The sequence below is a fragment of the Fibrobacter sp. UWH4 genome, assembly GCF_900142475.1.
GTDB lineage: Bacteria > Fibrobacterota > Fibrobacteria > Fibrobacterales > Fibrobacteraceae > Fibrobacter.
In genome coordinates, this window is record NZ_FRAY01000002.1 from 115,554 (window position 1) to 133,754 (window position 18,201).

Genomic DNA, 18,201 nt, shown 5'->3' on the forward strand with positions numbered 1-18,201 from the left:
TTCAAATTTCCTTTTCCCTAGCAGTGACAAGTCCTACTCAAAAGTCCTCAAGACTGCATTGATCCGCCTCGTCATTGTCGGTGCACCGATAATGCACAAGTGATCCGTATCAGCAGCAAATGCATCAGGATAATCGTGATCCCCCATCTTGTTTTCGTCCATGAGCTTGAAATTGGGGTAAGATTCATCCAGTTTCTTGATTTTTTCAATCAGTTTCTTGGCAGTACTCCTACGAAGGCCATAACGACCAAAAGCACCTGTTTTCTTGAAAGCAGGACTTTGTGGGAAAATCACCCCGACCACATTGACATCGTGTTCTTGCGCTTTTTTGATAATCCCTTCCAAGGTAGCCATATTATCATCTAACAGATACTGCTGATTATCATAGAGAGTCGAATCCATTTCTGCTTCTACATCTTCCCCCCACGAACGGCAATTTATCCCTAGAAGGCGCCCGCGGTCTCTCACAAAATTAGGTTCATCCGAAACAGTCAAATAATTTTCAGTATACTCTAGCAAGCCCTCCGGATATCCCGATTCCCAATACCCATGATTCATATCATAAACATAGCCTGGATAATCAGCATAACGAGTCGCAAAGAAGTTATCCCCTCCAGGACCATCGATTTTATACCAGAAATCAATATCCAGCGAGATGATAATATATTTCAACTTCTTAAAATGCTTGTACACATACAGATCGAGAATATCCCTTGATGTATAAATTGAATTCGGCGTCTGAGCCAAATTAACCACAAAAAAATCTTTGTTGAAAGACCAGGGAGAAACCGAATTCAGCGGCCTCGAAGAACCAACGACAACCACATTCGCCGAATCGCGATAGCGCCAAATCAATTCCATGTTGAAGCGCATTAAAACGGCGCCCACATCGTCATCGGCTTTCATATAGACGCCCGCACTGTCAGGTTCAACTTTAAATTTTGAAAAATTCATCGGCGTATACGCCCAGAAATTTGGATGCCAAAGGTCATCCCCTTCCACAAGGTCCACGACCTTACCGTCATCCATCTGGACAAGAACGATTTTTTCGTGGGAGCCATTCGAATTCGAGAGAGTCGCTACAGCCAAATCCGAACGGCCACGCACCCATTCCGCATGGTCAAAAGTATATCCGTCCGGAGCAGCCACCGATTGGATCAATTTTCCGGTGCTATCAGCGACAAGAATTCGCTCATGAGTCCTGTAGCTTTCGCCCACGAATTCCTGCCCCGCTTTTCCTCCGAAATCAAGGAACAACGTCTTTTTTGCAGAATCCTGCGAAAGCGAAACATTGCAAGCCTGTTCTCCTCCATACCACACTGTATCGCGGGCATTCCCCGTCACCGTCGCCCCCGACTCTGCAATTCTTGCACGAAGCAGACGCGCCCCCGTTACGGTAAGCCGCCGATCCGTTGATATTCCTCCGTGATAGGCTCCATCAAACAGTTTTTTCGGCTTCCTAAAACTTCCCTTTCTAAACGGGACTTGCCAAGTTTCCATTTTTGCAAAGGTAGAATTTTCCTTGTTGTTTCCCGCATCGGTCACATAAACGATCGCAGTGTCGCCGTTTTCAAGGATGCGCCATCTCGGAATGGCAGCATTTTCGACATCGAGTTTCACTACGCTTCCATCTTCAATGTCCAGAGACCTCACGTATATTTCCGACTTTCCCGAAACACCCTCAAGCCCCGTGCAGAAGGCAACAAACTGACCATCCGGCGAAATCTCAGGATGGTAGACCGGCATCGTGTCCGCAATTTCCTTTACATAAAGGACTCCGCTTGAATAATCCAGAAGCGAAAGGTTTCCCGAAATGTTATTCCTGAAAGCAAGCCTCATCTTGTAGGTTTTCGTGAATTTTCGGATTGACGCGGTATTCAATAGCGGCAGGGCGCGACTCACAATCGTACTACCTTTATAATCAATCCACATCGCTTCGGGAATACTACCAAAACCGAGACGGAATCCTACATACACCGCTCGCGTCGACGAGGTTACAGCGTAGACATCTCCACGACTGAATATGAAAAGATTCTTTTCTGTCGTCTGGTAAGAGCCGCCCTTAATCACTCTTTCACCAAGGCTCCCTCCATCCGGCGCCCCCACATAATTCACGACTGTCGTATCGAGAAATTTGCCAAGCCAATCATTTGACCATTCCATAGCATTTCCCACCATATCGCAGGGAACGTTTGCATTTTTTTCTAGCGAACAAACCTTGTGCAACTTATAGTCCGAATTTTCGGCCACCCATCCTTTTTTAGGATTCCAATTCTTGTTTGCAACAAGCATCCACTCTGCCTCGGTGGGCAAGCGGTACGCGTCTACTTCAGGATGAAATACGAGGCCCTCGATTCCGGTACAATGATGAGCATCGTCAAAAGACACATCGGTATAGGTATAAACCGTATCCAGACCGATAGCCTTGCTCATTTCGTTCGCATAAAGAACAGCGTCGTAATAAGTCAGATTCGTCGCAGGAAGGCTATCGTTTTCGCATTCCAATTTAAGCCCTGTTTCAGGAACCATCTTTGCATTGAAATCGCCACAGGTTACCTCATGACGCCCTATAGAAAACGAATAATCAATCTGAACCTTCATGGAAGGGTGCTCACGATCCAGCGACAAGGGAGCATTCGTTCCCAAAGTAACCGATGCATTCGTGGGTTTTACACGAAGCATTCCCGGAAGAGAATCCTGCTTAAGTTCCACACGCATTTCATCGGGAGTTTCCGGCCCTACCGAATTTGAGCAGGCTAGCAACAACGATGTTATGACAAAGACTAGGAATAATCGCATTTGCTAAAAATAGCAATTTTGCCCTACCGGCACCCTTACAAAAAAGCTACAAATGGTCCGGCAAACGACTTTTCGCAATTTCTTGATTTACCTTGATTCCAGGATATTCCGGGAAAAATTCCTCGGCCATGCGGTACCAGGTCAGGGCCCTACGCAAATCCGTATCTAGGAACAGATTTCCCATATCAAAAGCGGCCAATCCCACAAACTGCGTAGAGGTCAACGGCTTAAATTCAAGCCCCGTCCAGGGGCCAGCCTTGTACTTTTCCCGGTACTCAGCATCCGTATAAGAAAATCCCCGACGATTAGGTTCCAAATTGGCCGCCGTTTCAGAATTTCCATAGCGCAAGAACACATGCCCCGGAAGGAGAATCACCGAAAGCGGAACATTCCTTTCCTCAGAAACCATCATCGCCAGCCACGAAAGTCCCATGCAGCCGGATTTTCTCGTTTGCAGAACACGGGTTGGCAAAATGGCATTTTCCGAAACCGCAGAATCACCTGCACCCGCAAATTCAATGTCCCAGAAATCCCACAGAAGTGACTTTAGACTAAGCAAGGGATCCCCAGATCGGGCAAATGAACTGTCAAAATAGGCAAGCCCCGCCTTCCACGCCACAACCGAATCCATGCAGCCAGGCATTTTGTCTTCAAAAGAACAGGCTGCGTCGCGAAACCCCATCGTTTCTGTGCGACCACTCCAAAGCACCAGTGCCAAGGACATCGCAAATACGAGAATCAACACCGGCCAGAAGAATCGTTTAGCAAGTGCCGAAATATAAGAGAAAAGGCGCATTCCAAGTTCCTGATTCCGAACTCCGAATTCAGAATTCCGAATTAAAGTCCGTCCCATTCCATCGGGGATTGCCAGAAGTCACGGGCGGTCATCATGTAAATGACCAGTCGCTTGCTCTGCATATCCTTCTTCATTTTCATCATACGGTGATACACGCCGGGGCCGCCACCCCAACTGGTAAGCACCTGCACATCGAGGCCCGTTGCATAGGCCAGGAGCGCCCCTGGGCCACCGCTCTTCTGGTCCACGGATTCAAACACACCCGTAAACGAATCGCCCATCAAGAGAATCGGCGCATTCTTGCCGCCCTTGTAAGCTTCGGTGCCCTTGAAAATCTTCATTACAGACAAAGTGTCAGCAGGATACTTGGACTTTTCGGCATCGGGCATATGAGCCACAAGGTCGCCCTCGCGAAGTGTCTTGGTTTCCTGCATATTGAGCGTTCCCGGTTGAGCTCCAGATTCGCTGTACCAGGAATACTGCGTCACGCGGGAAGCCAACTGTTCAAGCGCAGCAAGCATTCCCGGAAGCGCCCAGTGCGTATCGTAGCGCTGGTAACTAAAGTGGGGCGGTTCATCCCCCGCCTTTGCGGCCATGAGCGCCGGGTAGACATCCAGGACATCGAGTCCCGCGGCAAGCATTTCGCGGGTAAATTCACGACCCGCCGGATTCACGCAAAGATCCGCAGCAGTTCCTTCTACAAGGCGTTCCCCGTAAATTTCTTCCTTCACGGGAATCGGAACCACCAGCAGCTGGACGCCAAGGGAATCAAGATACTTCTTGAGTTCCAGAAGGCGAGGCAACGGATTGTGCAAGCTATCCTGCGCCGTAATCTTGCCTGCGGTCAGGTAATTGGCGTTGCGGCGGAACCAGAGCATTCCATTCGATGCCCAGGCGTTCTGTTCCTTGGGCAATTTATGGAGCATTTTCAAAAGTTCATCGCGGAATTTTTGCGTCGCATCGTTCTCCGGGCAGGAACCTTCGACCGAAGCAAGCGTCTGCAGGCGGAACGCAGAACTCGTATCAAGAGCGCGATTCACGGGAACCACCTCGCCCGCCTCGGCCAGGGAATCGGCGGTTCGCTTTGCACGCAAAGCCTCGTCGCTCAAGCGGAAGGCCGGAGCCTCAAAAGCAACCCACATCGGAGTCCCCATCGGGTTTCCGCGCATCACCGCAAACGGCCTGTTCTTATCACCTTCCCAGGGCGCACCCGCCGTATGCGGTTCCAAGTCCGTATTCAAGGTCGGATACCAGTAAGACGACAACGTTCTTGCCCAATTCATGGCATCGTCGGCATTCATTTCGCCCGTCAAGTAGTAATTCAAGATTTCGGCTGTTTCACCCTTTGACGCCAGTTTCAACTTTCCGTAGAACACGGTACGCCCTGTCCACAAGGCAGGCATCACTTCCACCCACCATTCCACGGAACCATCGCTCAAGGGCACACCCCACAAGCGTGAAACGGTCTGGAATGCACGGAAAACCTCGGGTTCGTTCCACTTGACCGCCTCGACCGCATTCAGCAAAACACCCAGCGAATCGTTCCCGGTCTGCGCATAGAGAATCTTTGACAAAGGTTCCCAGGCCAGGGGCTGTCTTTCTGCAACAACGGCGGGTTCATGTTCCGAAAGCGAATCGAGCATCGGGAACGGGTATTCCGCAAGCTTTGCCGACGCCATTTTTCCCGCATAGTTTTCAGGCTTTTCGTCCTTGCCCGCCTGGCGGATCGGATTGTTGAAATAGGCCGCAAAATCAAGCGCAGCCAAGGTCGGTTTATCGACAACACGCACCTGCTTGTCGGCACTCATCACCTTCAGTTCAAAAACCGTAACCGGCGTAGAAGGTTGCGGAGGCATCACCTTCGGGCGTTCCGATTCCTGCACAGCACTTTTTGCGGAACCTTCCACGGCATCCGGTTTACTAGAGGCACAAGCCGAAAGCCACACAGCCGCCACAGAAGCGACCACCGTCAAGCCAAACATCGTCTTTATCGAAAAATTCATATTTCAAACCTTACTTTGAAAGGTACCGGGCCGCCCTAAAAGTCCCCACAAATGCGACAGAGGCTACAGTTAAAGACAAAATTAGGGTTTTCAATAAGTTCATAACGCACCGTGTTTGAGTGAAAATAGAAAAAAGAGCACTTCAAATTACTAAATTTGGGGTACTATGAGCTTAAAATTTGAAACCCCCATTACCGAAGTTCCGCTGTTCCACCAGGGCAAAGTACGCGACATGTACGACCTGGGCGACAGCTTCCTGATGGTCGCCAGCGACCGTCTTTCCGCTTTTGACGTGGTGCTCCCCACCCCGATCCCTGGTAAGGGCAAAATCCTGAACCAGCTTTCGCTGTTCTGGTTCCAGCACCTCGGCATGAAGAACCACCTCATCACCGCCGACGTGAACGAATACCCGGCCGTGCTCAAGAAGCACGCCGACTACCTCCGTGGCCGTTCCATGATCGTGAAAAAGGCTCACCGCCATTCCGTCGAATGCATCGTCCGCGGCTACATCGTGGGTTCCGGCTGGAAGGACTACCAGAAGACCGGCAAGATCTGCGGTCATGTTCTCCCGGAAGGCCTGCAGCTCTGCCAGAAGCTGGAAAAGCCGCTCTACACGCCGAGCACCAAGCCCGACGTTGGCCACGACGAAAACATCAGCTTCGAACAAACTTTCGACATCGTTGGCGAAAAGGTTGCAACGACTCTCCGCGACATGTCTTTGGACATCTACACGAAGGCCCGCGACTACGCCGCAAGCAAGGGCATCATCCTCGCCGACACCAAGTTCGAATTCGGTGAAATCGATGGCGAAACCATCCTCATCGACGAAGTGCTCACGCCGGACTCCAGCCGTTACTGGCCGGCCGACAAGTACCAGGTGGGCAAGAACCAGGAAAGCTTCGACAAGCAGTACGTTCGCGACTGGCTCGAAACTCTCGACTGGGGCAAGACCTACCCGGGTCCGGAAATCCCGGCAGAGGTCGTGAAGAACACGCTCGCCAAGTACGAAGAAATCTTCGTGCGCCTCACCGGGAATAAACCGGAACTGTAAGAGGAATGAGCTCGGGCGCTATGCGCCCTTTGAGCAATGAGCTTTGAGCAAAAAGAACCTAGTATCAACTAGGTTCTTTTTCTGTTTATTAAACAGAAGAGCGAAGCGACCTCATCGCTCACCGCTACTTTTTAATTAACCTCAAGACACCCTGTTTGTTGTACTCGGGGCTGTCTTTCGGGAAGGGATTCTTGGCTTCGGCGCGGAGCACGTAATGAACACCTTCGCCGAGGTCGACTTCGGAGCCCGACTTTGCTGGGATACCATCGCCGAACAAAGAGTCTGCTGCCATTAGCAATGCTTCTTGCGGGTCTTCAGCACTGGCTGCAATGCACAAATCCGGCAACACAAACGTTGCAAGTCCGAGTGTATAAATCGTATCGCCCGCTTCTACAAAATTGATCCACGGGTCCATCGGGTATTCGCCATCGCCCACTTCTTCGCGGAAGCCCGCATCGGTCCAGGCGGCGCCGCATTGCTGCATGTACACGCCAAGCGCACCCGCGTTAAAGACCTTCAGAACGGCCATATTCACCTGGGTCACTTCTTCGATATTCTTGACTTCGCCGAGCAAGAACAACAGCGACTTGTGTGCTTCAATTGCCGCGGCAGTCTCTGCCGGAATATCCTGGTGTTCCTTGAAAATATCGGCAAGGCCCGCCACACGTTCTTTGCGGATTACCTTGAACATCACGCTGCATCCGGGAATAATCGCCGATGCGGCATCGGCAGCAAGCGTCACGGTTTCGGTTAAAGCGAGTGATTCGTTAACTTCTTTAGTGAGAGGGAAAGCGAGAATGAATTGAGGCATAGTTAGTTGAATGAAGAATTAAGAATGAGATGAGTCATCCTGGAGCGTGTCATCCTCGAAGCGTAGCGGAGGGGAGACGGGATCCAGCACTGGATTCCCTCCCTTCGGTCGAGAATGACATAAGTTCTTTAACAGCATCTTTCAGTAGGTTATTCTCTCCTGGTTTTGGGAGGGCCACGCAGGCTTTTTCACCAATCGTTGCAAGCAGGCTTTCTGTCGAAAACCTGGATTCATCGATAGTCGCGGCGAAACCTTCGCGAGCAAGATCGCGTCCGAGAATCACCTGTTCATACTGTCCCGGAGTCGGTACAAATACACAACGGGCACCAAGGACAGCCATGTCCATCACGGTACTGTAACCGCCGCGCGAAATCACCCACTGTGCCGACCGCACTACAGAAGCAAACTGCTCGTCCGGCAGATGCGTGAACAAGTCCAGGTTATTTTCATTGGATGTCTTCAACCCAAGCGACGGTTTTCCAAGAATAATCGCATGACGTCCCGGAATTTTGACAAGTGTTTTACGCAACAGGTTCTCGAAGCGGGTTCGGGCAGGTTCCACCCCCGAAACAACCGCCACGAAACAATAGGGACCGAGTTTACCCAAACAAGTCGAAGAATCCGTCCCCATTCCGCTGAATCTTGACAACGCCCCTACATACTTTACCGGCACCGGACAATTTTTCACATGCGAAAGCGAGCCCGCATAGCCTGGAAATTCCGGCAAGTCCGGCACCCAGACCTCGTCAAAATGTTTCATCACCGAGGCATGCCAAAGCATCCCGAGTGGTTCAAACGCTGACAGCACACGGGGAAAGGCAATACGCCGCTGGTGCGTCATATATATCGATTTGGCATTCCGGCTATAAAATCCAAAACGATTATCGGAGACCAGCACATCGTAGTGGAAACGTTTCACCATTTCCTCGGCAATACGATGTTCATAATTCATCACCGTCCGCAAATGGGCTCCGTTCTTCACAAGCCAGAGTCCCATATTGTAGCCGTGCTTCGGGTACACAATGTTGTAAGAAGGCACTAAACGCTGCCGAAGTTCCGGGAATATCCCCCGTAAAAGCCCCGCATTGGAACGCACCACGGCAAGTTCGACTTCAGCCCCCTGATTCAGGAACTCGCGGATGACGGGCACGCAACGCGTCGCATGCCCAAGCCCCCAGTCAAGTGGCGCTACCAGGACCTTCAACGAACGGCCTCCAGCCAGACATTCGCCCAATCACCGTGGTCGCAGTCCTTGTCCTTCTTGTCACCTTCATCCAGACGGAGTTCCAATACTTTCACGCCGGATACGTCAACATTGATATTCTGCTTTTCCGTCGAATACAAACGTTTGCTGCGGAAAAGTTCACGGTTGTCGCCCAGAACAATAAACGAAGCACCATCGCCGCAAGCACTTTCGTCATCCAGGCCGATGGTCGCATGTAACATCGAATAACTACGCGGCAAACTGTAGCGGACAAACGCTGGGGCATGGGAACCGATACCGTAGCGGAAGACTTCCTTGTCAAGCGTCAACTTGCGATGTTCAACCGTCGCATTCATCTGCGGCTGTCCCCACGCCTGTTCAAACGCATCGATTTTCAACTTCGAAAGCAGCAACACTTCCGGAGTTTCCACAAAGAAATCCTTCACGAGTTCAAGCGTATCAGAATCAGGCATCATGCATTCAAACTTCACGCGGTTCATACCCGCCGTAATCTTCGCGGAATCCAGCAGCAAGGTATCGGCTTCCTGCGTAATGACCAATTCCTCCTGCAGTTCGCCATTCAGCGAGTAGTTGCAGGTAATCGCCTCGGGGAAACGCTTGTTCACGACCATCGCCCCGTCGGCCATATCACCCACGAAAAAATTCTGCTGGTAAGTCGATACACCCTTCTTCGCAGTAATCTTATATATCGCAAGAGGATAACCGAACAGCTTTGGTTCAATCAACACGCGCTCACTCTTGTAATCCTTCAGGATTTCGTCTACCTGGTCCGTCGTCTTGAATCCCACCACACGGGACTTCCGGTTGAGTTCACCGTAGCCATCCTGTCCGCGAACCATGTAGATATTTCCACCGGACTGCTGTTGCCACTTGGCAAAGGTCTCGGTATCCCACCCCATAAAGGTGCGTTCGCTAAAGGAACTATGCCTAGAGGCAAGCATCTGCCAGGGGCGTGCATAGATAAATATAGAGTTCTCGGGGAAAGACTCCAGAGATTTGTCCAAATAGTCTTCTTCACCCAGCAGCTTATTCTTGTAATAAAGCATATTGTGACGGAAGCTATCCCCATGGTAAATCATGAGCCCCACCGAAAGGGCCACCGATACAGCCAAAACAATCTTTCCTGCCGCATCAGGTTTCATCTTGGTAGTAAAGGCAAGAGCATCAAAGAGTCCCAATGCCATAATCAGAGCAAACAGCGGAAGCGCCACCAGCACGTAACGTTGGTTGATGTCAATCGTAAACGTTCCCGACACGTTCAGGAGGATTACAAAAATCTGCACGCAGAAGGTAATTCCAAGCAAGGCCCCACGCCAGTAACGACGCGAATAAATCAGACGGAATAGGAGCCACGCAGTCGCGGCCAGAAGAATAATCGTAAAGGTCGTGTAGAACGGGTTCATCATGATTCCGCCAAAAGACGGATCCTCTTTTAAGTTCAACATGATTTCGATATTTGTCTTCAGGTTGAACCACAGATTCTCAAGCGAATGAGCCGCATGTTCACCCCCCTGGAAATCGTAGCCGCGGTAGGCCGCCATCGTATTCACCGAAGGCCAGCTCACCACAATCACAGATGCAACAAAAAGCGGAAGCCTATGCGCCTTTTCAAAGAAGTACTTGTAGTAATAAAGTGCAAAAGGAATAAAGGCAAAAACAGTCTCTTGGCGAGTCTGTGCAAAGAAGCCGAGCAGCGGAACCGTCAGCAGGAAATGCTTCCAGTTCACCTTGTTCGCCGGAACAAAGGCATACCACGCCATCAGAGCAGCAAGCAAGAAAATATAAAGCACTTCCGTCGATGCCGATCTGGCCTGCAACAAGTAAATCGGCATTCCACCCAAGAAAGCGGTCGCCGCAAGTGCAGCCCAGTCATTCTTGAACCACTTGGAAAGCGCAAAGAAAAAGAACAGAAGACTCAACAGGTAGAAAGGATAGTTGACCAGCAAGGCCGTGTCGCGCCCCGGTTCCATGAAGTTGAACACCAGCGAATAGACGAACCCGAGCGCCTTTCCCTTAAAATTATTCACTTCGGTCTTACAATCCAGGCCCCCGTCTTTCCAGATTCCCTCGTTACAGATGCCTCCCGTATGATCAAAATACATCTGGAGTCCCATTGACTCCCAGCTTGTCTCGTCGCTCAGCACACGGTGCGTATTGCTGATATTCCCGAACATGAACACCGAGAACACAAGTGCAATTCCGGCAAAGGCGCAGATACTTTTTCCCGAAGGCTTGAAATTCTTTCCGCCGCGCAAAATCTCGGGCAAGTTCACCGCCAGCCCTACAACCAGCAGGATAAAAGTCGAAAGAATGGCGTAGTAGCCCCAGTCGATATCCCAACGTCGAGCGTACGAAACAGTCAAATTGTTGAAAATAAGGAATGCGCCCACCAATACGGCAAGTGTAATTCCCAACACAATAAAATGCCTGCGGCTGTTACCCAGGCGTTCAAGAATATTCTTCATGTCCCTAATTTAGTTAATTATTTCGTTCAAAATTCAGAGTTCTGAATTCAGAATTGCATTTCAACTCCGAATTCCGAATTCATAATTCTGAATTATCTACGCACTCACATATTTGTCCATAAAATCGTTAATAGGCAACGGTTTCGAATAGTAGAATCCCTGCAAGCTCTTGATCTTAAAGCGCAGCAGGAATTCACGCATTTCAGGCGTTTCGATACCTTCTGCCGTCACCGAAGACGAGAACGAATCCGCCAATTCCGAAATAAAGCGCACCGTATTCTGGTCCGAATTGTTCTTTTCGATATTCATCACGAAACTGCGGTCAATTTTCACCGTCGTTACCGGAAGTTCTCGCAGCACGCCAATCGAACTGAAACCCGTTCCAAAATCATCAAGCGCCACCTTAATGCCATGCTTACGGAGTCGCGTAAAGATATCCTTCAGGAGCCCCATATCCAAAAGACGGCAACGTTCCGTAATTTCTAGGCACAGGTTCTGCGGCGGGAAATTCACATCCTCGATAATCGCAAGGACGTCTTCCACAAAGTCGGACTTTTCCAGCTGCGTATAAGACAAGTTTACGTTCACGATAAAGCCCGGATAACGAGCGAGGAACTTTTGGGCATCGACCAACGCCGTCCGCAAAATCCACTTACCCAATTCAGGGAACAAGTTGTCCTGTTCCAGTACATCCACGAACTGCACCGGCGGCACCACGCCATATTCATCATTTTTCCAACGGATAAGCGCTTCTGCCCCGATAATCTTTTCGGTAGTCGCATCGACAATCGGCTGGTAACAGTGGAAGAATCCTTCGCAGTTGTTCACGATACTGTTGCGAATCACGTTGATGCGTTCAATCGCAAAGCGCTTGTCATCGCCCACATTGTTCTTCAGGACAAAAAGTTCGCCCAAGTGGTTATTCTTCGATTCGTAATAAGCAAAACGCAGGCAAGAATACACAGTTTCCGCCGAGACTGCCAAACTATCCAGGTTGATGGCCCCAGCAACAAACGAAAGAACTACGCGGGTTCCGTCCACGTTAAAGTCATGAATGGAATTATACTGAATTCGCTTATACAGGTTCTTCAGGTCATCAACAGAAGCTTTCTGACAGACAATAGCGAACTTGGTACCGTCCATTCGATACCACGTTCCCATACCATGCGCCTCAGTCTTAATCATTTTCGAAAATTCCTGTAGCACACGGTTTCCAAAAGTATAGCCGTAAATTTCGTTCAGGCGAGAAAAATCATTAATACCCAGAATCATAATCTGCAAGCATTCTCCACGACAACTTGCCGATTGCAGATCTTCCAGAAAACCGTACAGGCTCCTCATATTGGAAATATCGTCAAAATAACTCAGCGTATCGTTATTCTTGATTATTCCGCCAAAGAAATCCGGAGAACCATTCCCATCACGGAGCACAACACCTCGGCACGTGCAAACAATATAGCGACCATCTTTTGTCAGCACGCGATACTGAAGATTATGCTCACTTAGTTGGCCACTCATGACCTTATCGATATTTTCTTTATAAGCGGTGCGATCATCCGGATGGATACGCTCCATCCAGGTATAGGCGACCCCCTGCATATACTCGTCAGGCAAGCCGAAATAGCGAACAGCCTCCTTGGACCAGCGGGTCCAATCCGTCCTCATATCGGTTATATAGGTATACGCACCATTCGAAAGTACAGAAAAAGCCTCGTACAAGGAATCTATTTTCGCTTTGACAACGCTATCCATCATTTTCTCCTTCAGACGCCACAACGCGGTTCTTGCCCAACTTTTTAGCCCTATACAGAGCTTTGTCGACACGAACGATCGCTGCATCTGCGCTTTCGCCCTTCCGAAGTTCAGTTACACCGACACTCACAGAACGACGACCTGCATTTTCAAATGTAATATCATTGAACGCGATACGAACCCGATTAGCGAAATCTACAGCCGTTTTTAATGAAGAATCATGCAAAAGCGCCATAAATTCTTCGCCACCCCAACGGCCAATTGGCGTTTTCACGTTAAAGATTTCGAACTGCAGTGCATCTGCAAGATCCTCCACAGCCGTATCCGCATACATGCCGTCAATATCGTCAAATGTCACATTATGGGCATTCACTCCCGAAAGACCACATTCATCAACAACCTTACGCATCACGTACGAGATGCCCTTGATGACATTGTCTCCTTCCTGACGCCCAAACGTATCATTAATTTGTTTAAAGTTATCAATATCAAGCATCACCAGGCATCCCGGAATTTTTTCGGAAACGCACTGGTTAATGCGTCGTTGAATTTCGCCACGGTTAAAGAGACTTGAGAGCGGGTCCGTAATCGCCATCAAGGATAGTTTCTGATTCGCTTCGGCCAGTTCCTGGGTAGCAGCATCGATAAATGTCGCAAGGCGGTTGATCATCGAAACCTTGCCGGAGAAAGCCTCCTGTTCCATATCGAAATCGCAATGGTCCCCATTTTTTCCTTCGCGCATAGCAGCAACCACAAGAGTCACATTATGCTGGTTCACATATTCGCCCGTGCGCAAGAACTCGCCTGAAGTATAAAAACCCGATGTCGACGCCAGGCTTTGGAGCGGAAGTGTTTCGCTACTGATTTCTTCCCTGCCCCAAAAAGTGCGCCTGGCCGCACAAGAAAAGACCTTAATGATTTCAGGATTGAATTCGCCAATCTTCTTTCCGTCTTTTCGGACACTCGCAAGAATGGTCCACGGATCACCGTAAGCAAGGCGCGCCTTCACGTTTTCATCAATATCGGCCGTCATGACCAAGGAACCATCTTCGTTACAGGCAATCGGGGCACGCAAGATATTGATTCCATGATGGCTATAGAAGAACGGGAACTCCAAGGAATTATTGAAGAAATGCTCGTCCTTCAGGATATTCAGATAACGATGGTAGGCGTCGTAAGCAGGCTTGCCATCCAATTCATAAAGAATTGCATTTTTTGCCTTCGTCACCTGGAATTCTCTACCCAGCGGCTTCCATCCCGTAATATGGGTCGTGTATACATTAAAATCTTCACCACCCATCAAAAGAAAAATAACCCCCTTCTCGGAATATCCCTTGACATTCGAGAAGACGCAAGCATCATTGCGGTTCAAATCCGGATTAAACGCCCCGCCACCAAAAAAGGCTACAGATGGTTCAATTCCCTTGAAAGCATCGCAGAACGGAGTCAGAGACATTCCACGAATGGTCAACTGCATTTCAACTGCCTTGACCCACGGATTTTTCTTGATTTCCTTTTTAACATCTTCAACCACATCGAGAGCCGTTTCCGAATTCAAGGTATACTGCAACAGTTTTAGCTTGGTTGTCGGATATTCAAAAATCGTACAGATGACCGAAATAGAAGCCGAAGAAAGGCGCCCCTCCACGATATTTCCGTTCGTGGAGCAGCCCATGTAAATCGCATTGGGGAAATTTTGAGAAATCACGTCGCAAACAAGGTCAATCTGCCCCCTATCCAGCGAATCAGAATAAATTTGGAATACCACATGCGAAAAAATCTTCGACTTGCACCAAAGACTAATCTTATCCAGATCCCGTTTTAAAGACGTAATGCTATGATAATCGAACTGGAACTGTTTCATTTATATGGCATCCCCGTACAAAAATATATACATAAGATACCATATTGTCATTGGTTTTGTTCGAAAAAATTTGCGTAAATTATTCCAACTTGGAATATTTGGGATTAAAATGTCCTAAATGACGAATTTATGAACAATTTCGGCAATTCCACCGTGGTTGTTATCCGCTTTTGTCACATAATTGGCCACCGATTTCGCCACCTCGGAGGCATTTGCCATGGCAATACCAACTCCTGCAGCCTCGATCATGGGACAATCATTCTCCTCGTCACCCACTGCAATGGTATCCGAGAGAGGGACCTTGTAAAAATCGGCCATGAACCGCACCGCATCGCCCTTATTGGACTGCATGTGCGAAAATTCAAGCATTTCGGGCTTGCTGAATACATCAAAGAGTTTGCCCGCCGTCGTCTTGCGCATCTCGGTGCGGAAATCCACCAAGCTTGAATGATCGAACGGGGTAATGATATTCACCTTGATAGGCGGCTTCACCACCACGTTGATCGGCGCAGTCGGTGCTTTTCCCGAAACAACATCCGCTAAGCCAAAGAATTCGCGGATATCATCCACGACAGCATAATCCATCTGCATCAAGCGGCAGTAGGTCTTGAGCTGTTCCGTCTCGTATTCCGACACCACAAGGTCGCCCGCGTAGGTATGCGCATGCATCCCCCGCTTATGGGCCTCGTCCATGATGAACTTGACCGATTCCACCGGGATGCGACGAGTAAGGATAGACTGCTCGGTAGCGTAATCGTAGATGAGGCCACCGTTGAAGCTCACTAAAAAGAAGCCCGGCTTGTCGAAACCGTACCTTTGCGCCAACTTTTTGGCACTCGTAAGCGGGCGCCCAGTGCAGAGCACCAACTTATGACCGCACTTAAGCATTTCCTCGATAGCCTTCATGTCTATATCGAGAATGGTCTTGTCGTCGGTCAAGAGCGTGCCGTCAAGGTCGGTGAAAAGAAGCTTCATGCGTAGAATATAGTAATTCAGAATTTGGGACAACTATTGGTAGAGCCTAGAGAAGAAAGGATTGTTCTAAGTTCCCACCTAAAGGTGGCCATGTCCACCTAAGTGCTAAAGCACTAAGTGGCCAAAGGTAAGTTCTAAGTTCTAAACTCTAAGCTCTAAGCTCTAAGTTCTAAACTCTTTTTCTATATTCATCGATATGAGAATCGATGAATTTTTGAGCGAAGCAAAGACTGTAGCCATTTTCGGGCACGTGCGTCCGGACGGCGACTGCGTGGGTTCGACCACGGGCATTTACAACTACATCAAGGACAACTGTCCGGGCATTAGCGTGGACCTGTATCTTGAGAACTTCCCCGACAGCTACAAAATTCTTCGCGGGGCAAGCGACGCCCGCTCCGCCTGGACAGCCGAAAGCAACGGCGGCAAGCCCTACGATTTGGCCTTCTTGATGGACACCCCGAGCTTTGAACGGGTGGGCGCAAACGGTGCCGAATGCATCAAGGCCGCGAAAAAGACAATCAACATCGATCACCACATTTCAAACCCGCTGAACCTTTGCACCTTGAACCTGGTGGAGCCCGAAGCAAGTTCCGCAAGCGAAGTGCTTTACGTAAACCTCGACAGGAGCAAGGTTTCAAAAGAAGCGGCAAACAGTATGTACTTAGGAATCGTGCACGACACGGGTGCCTTCAAGTTCAGCTGCACCGGCAAACGCACCATGCAAGTGGTCGGTGACTTAATCGAAAAGGGCATTGATTTCGCGAAAATCGTGAACGAGACTTACTATACGCGCACCTACAAGCAGACGCTCGTGACCGGATTCGTTATGGAAAACTGCAAACTCGGGCTCGGCGGTAAAGTGGTCTACGCCCACATCACCCCCGAAGATATGCAGCGTTTCGACGTGACGCCGGTTGAGCTTTCGAACGTCATCGACACCATCCGCGAAGTCGGCGGCACCGAAGTGGCCTTATTCCTGTACCCCGTGAACGGCAAGTACAAGATCAGCCTGCGCAGCAACTATGTAGTCGATGTAAATGCAATCGCCCGCGAATTCGGCGGAGGCGGCCACACCCGTGCCGCCGGTGGCGACACCGGCGATGCACCCGAAGTGGCCATCGAAAAGATTCTCAAGCTGATTGAAAAGCAGCTATAGATCGCTTCGGGGTTTCACCCCTCGCGATGACGTTATTAAACTAGAAACAAGGCAACCGCAAGCAGCACGAACACGACACCGCTGAACCAGTTGAGGTTGCGGTTCGCTTTTGGGCTATTCAGCAAGAACTTTTTGACGGCACCCGCAAGTAACGCGACGGAACCGAACACAATGAACGTCGCAACGATAAATTCAGCGCCAAAAATTACCATTTGCAGGCTCGGGTGAATCGGGCGCTCCAGGCGAACTGCCGGCGGAATAAACGAAAGCAAAAAGAGAATCACCTTCGGGTTCGAAATGTTCATGAGGATTCCGCGCAGGTAAAGCTTGCGACCGGAAAGACGAGCCTCTCCCAGATTCTTCGACTCCGTCACTTCGTGACTCCGCTCAGGATGACACTCGGAAGCATCGCCAGCAGCAACCGTGCCGGCACGGACCTGAAAACTCTTGTAAGCCAAATACAGTAAGTACGCCGCCCCCAGGCACTGCATTACAAAGAACGCCTTCGGACTTGCAGCGACTAAGGCGGACACCCCAGCCACGAGCAAGCTTACCTGAATCACAATGCCGGTGCAAAGTCCCAAAATCACGCAAAAACCGGCTTTTGCGCCGTGAGTCGCACTCTGCGCCAATACAAATAGGTTATCTGGGCCGGGGGCAATTCCCACCACCAAGGCAGCAATAAAGAATTCTAGCATAGACGGTAGGAAGTAGACAGTAGACGGTAGGAAGTTGGCTGTAGACGGTTGAATTCTACAGCTTATCCAGGAAGCTGTCGACATCGAGTTCGTCGAGGTCTTTCTGCAAGTCCGAAAGCACATCGTCCGAAATGACCGCCGGCTGAACCGTTTCCGGTTCACTCGGGGCCATGGCTCCAGCAATGTTTTCGGCGGCGGCATCGAATTCCGACGGAGCAGAGCCCTCACGGGGACTGGGCAGGCGTTCGCCCTTTTCGGAGCGTTCTTCAGCCAAGGCCTCGGAGGCATCGACCATCTTTTTGAGGGCCTCGGCCACAGCACCCATGGCACCACCGTGGCTGACAACCGCGTCAATCGCACGGCTGAGTTTCTTGCGGAGTCCAGCAAATTCTTCGCGATCCAACTCGGCAACTTCGCCATGGAAATACATCAAAGGGGTCTTGCAGCGGGCGCAGCAAAACACCATCATGTTGGCGCCATCCCCTTGGATTTGGGCGTCGAAAGATGTACCGCAATGGGGGCAGTCAATATGGAATTCACTCATGACCTATAATTTAGCAAAAAACCGAGTTCTACAACATTATTTTTGGGGATATCGTTCCTATC

13 protein-coding genes are annotated in these 18,201 nt (G+C 49.8%); 2 read left to right on the forward strand and 11 right to left on the reverse strand.

Annotation, left to right across the window (positions count from 1 at the left end):
• Positions 1 to 33: 33 nt before the first annotated feature.
• The 3 genes from BUA93_RS03310 to BUA93_RS03320 are packed head-to-tail and all read right to left on the reverse strand — an operon-like array spanning position 34 to position 5,598.
• Entirely contained in the window at positions 34 to 2,799 is a 2,766-nt protein-coding gene (locus BUA93_RS03310; RefSeq protein ID WP_072977428.1) for a TIGR02171 family lipoprotein, read from the reverse strand.
• 46 nt (positions 2,800 to 2,845) lie between these two features.
• A complete protein-coding gene (locus BUA93_RS03315; protein WP_083597105.1) occupies positions 2,846 to 3,595 on the reverse strand; it encodes a transglutaminase family protein in 750 nt (249 codons plus the stop codon).
• Between the two features lie 41 nt (positions 3,596 to 3,636).
• The gene (locus BUA93_RS03320) at positions 3,637 to 5,598 is read right to left on the reverse strand and encodes an alginate O-acetyltransferase AlgX-related protein (RefSeq protein WP_072977432.1); all 1,962 of its coding nucleotides are present in this window, start codon (positions 5,596 to 5,598) and stop codon (positions 3,637 to 3,639) included.
• A gap of 166 nt (positions 5,599 to 5,764) precedes the next feature.
• Between BUA93_RS03320 and BUA93_RS03325 the strand changes: the two genes are divergently transcribed.
• On the forward strand, positions 5,765 to 6,649 hold the full coding sequence (locus BUA93_RS03325; RefSeq protein WP_072977434.1) for a phosphoribosylaminoimidazolesuccinocarboxamide synthase: 885 nt from the start codon (positions 5,765 to 5,767) through the stop codon (positions 6,647 to 6,649).
• A gap of 124 nt (positions 6,650 to 6,773) precedes the next feature.
• Here the strand turns inward: BUA93_RS03325 and BUA93_RS03330 are convergent, their stop codons facing one another.
• From BUA93_RS03330 to BUA93_RS03355, 6 genes are all read right to left on the reverse strand, one after another.
• Positions 6,774 to 7,460, reverse strand: coding sequence for a hypothetical protein (locus BUA93_RS03330; RefSeq protein WP_072977436.1), 687 nt, complete (start codon positions 7,458 to 7,460; stop codon positions 6,774 to 6,776).
• 49 nt (positions 7,461 to 7,509) lie between these two features.
• Positions 7,510 to 8,664, reverse strand: a complete 1,155-nt coding sequence (locus tag BUA93_RS03335) for a glycosyltransferase (RefSeq protein ID WP_072977438.1) — start codon at positions 8,662 to 8,664, stop codon at positions 7,510 to 7,512.
• On the reverse strand, positions 8,661 to 11,150 hold the full coding sequence (locus BUA93_RS03340; protein ID WP_072977440.1) for an NPCBM/NEW2 domain-containing protein: 2,490 nt from the start codon (positions 11,148 to 11,150) through the stop codon (positions 8,661 to 8,663). The genes BUA93_RS03335 and BUA93_RS03340 overlap by 4 nt, the downstream gene beginning before the upstream one ends.
• Before the next feature lie 96 nt (positions 11,151 to 11,246).
• Positions 11,247 to 12,905 carry an EAL domain-containing protein gene (locus BUA93_RS03345; RefSeq protein WP_175547363.1) on the reverse strand — a complete coding sequence of 553 codons (1,659 nt, stop codon included), beginning with the start codon at positions 12,903 to 12,905 and terminating at the stop codon, positions 11,247 to 11,249.
• A complete protein-coding gene (locus BUA93_RS03350; RefSeq protein ID WP_072977441.1) occupies positions 12,895 to 14,766 on the reverse strand; it encodes a sensor domain-containing diguanylate cyclase in 1,872 nt (623 codons plus the stop codon). Before BUA93_RS03350 ends, BUA93_RS03345 begins: the two co-directional genes overlap by 11 nt.
• Positions 14,767 to 14,880: 114 nt before the next feature.
• On the reverse strand, positions 14,881 to 15,741 hold the full coding sequence (locus BUA93_RS03355) for a Cof-type HAD-IIB family hydrolase (RefSeq protein ID WP_072977443.1): 861 nt from the start codon (positions 15,739 to 15,741) through the stop codon (positions 14,881 to 14,883).
• 196 nt (positions 15,742 to 15,937) lie between these two features.
• On the opposite strand from BUA93_RS03355, the gene BUA93_RS03360 reads away from it, so the two are divergent.
• Complete coding sequence (locus BUA93_RS03360; protein ID WP_072977445.1) at positions 15,938 to 16,897, forward strand: DHH family phosphoesterase; 960 nt, start codon at positions 15,938 to 15,940, stop codon at positions 16,895 to 16,897.
• Positions 16,898 to 16,932: 35 nt separating this feature from the next.
• On the opposite strand, the gene BUA93_RS03365 is transcribed toward BUA93_RS03360, so the two are convergent.
• Both BUA93_RS03365 and BUA93_RS03370 read right to left on the reverse strand, forming a co-directional pair.
• The gene (locus tag BUA93_RS03365) at positions 16,933 to 17,595 is read right to left on the reverse strand and encodes a LysE family translocator (protein WP_072977446.1); all 663 of its coding nucleotides are present in this window, start codon (positions 17,593 to 17,595) and stop codon (positions 16,933 to 16,935) included.
• 55 nt (positions 17,596 to 17,650) lie between these two features.
• Complete coding sequence (locus BUA93_RS03370) at positions 17,651 to 18,139, reverse strand: zinc ribbon domain-containing protein (protein WP_072977448.1); 489 nt, start codon at positions 18,137 to 18,139, stop codon at positions 17,651 to 17,653.
• Positions 18,140 to 18,201: the final 62 nt, after the last annotated feature.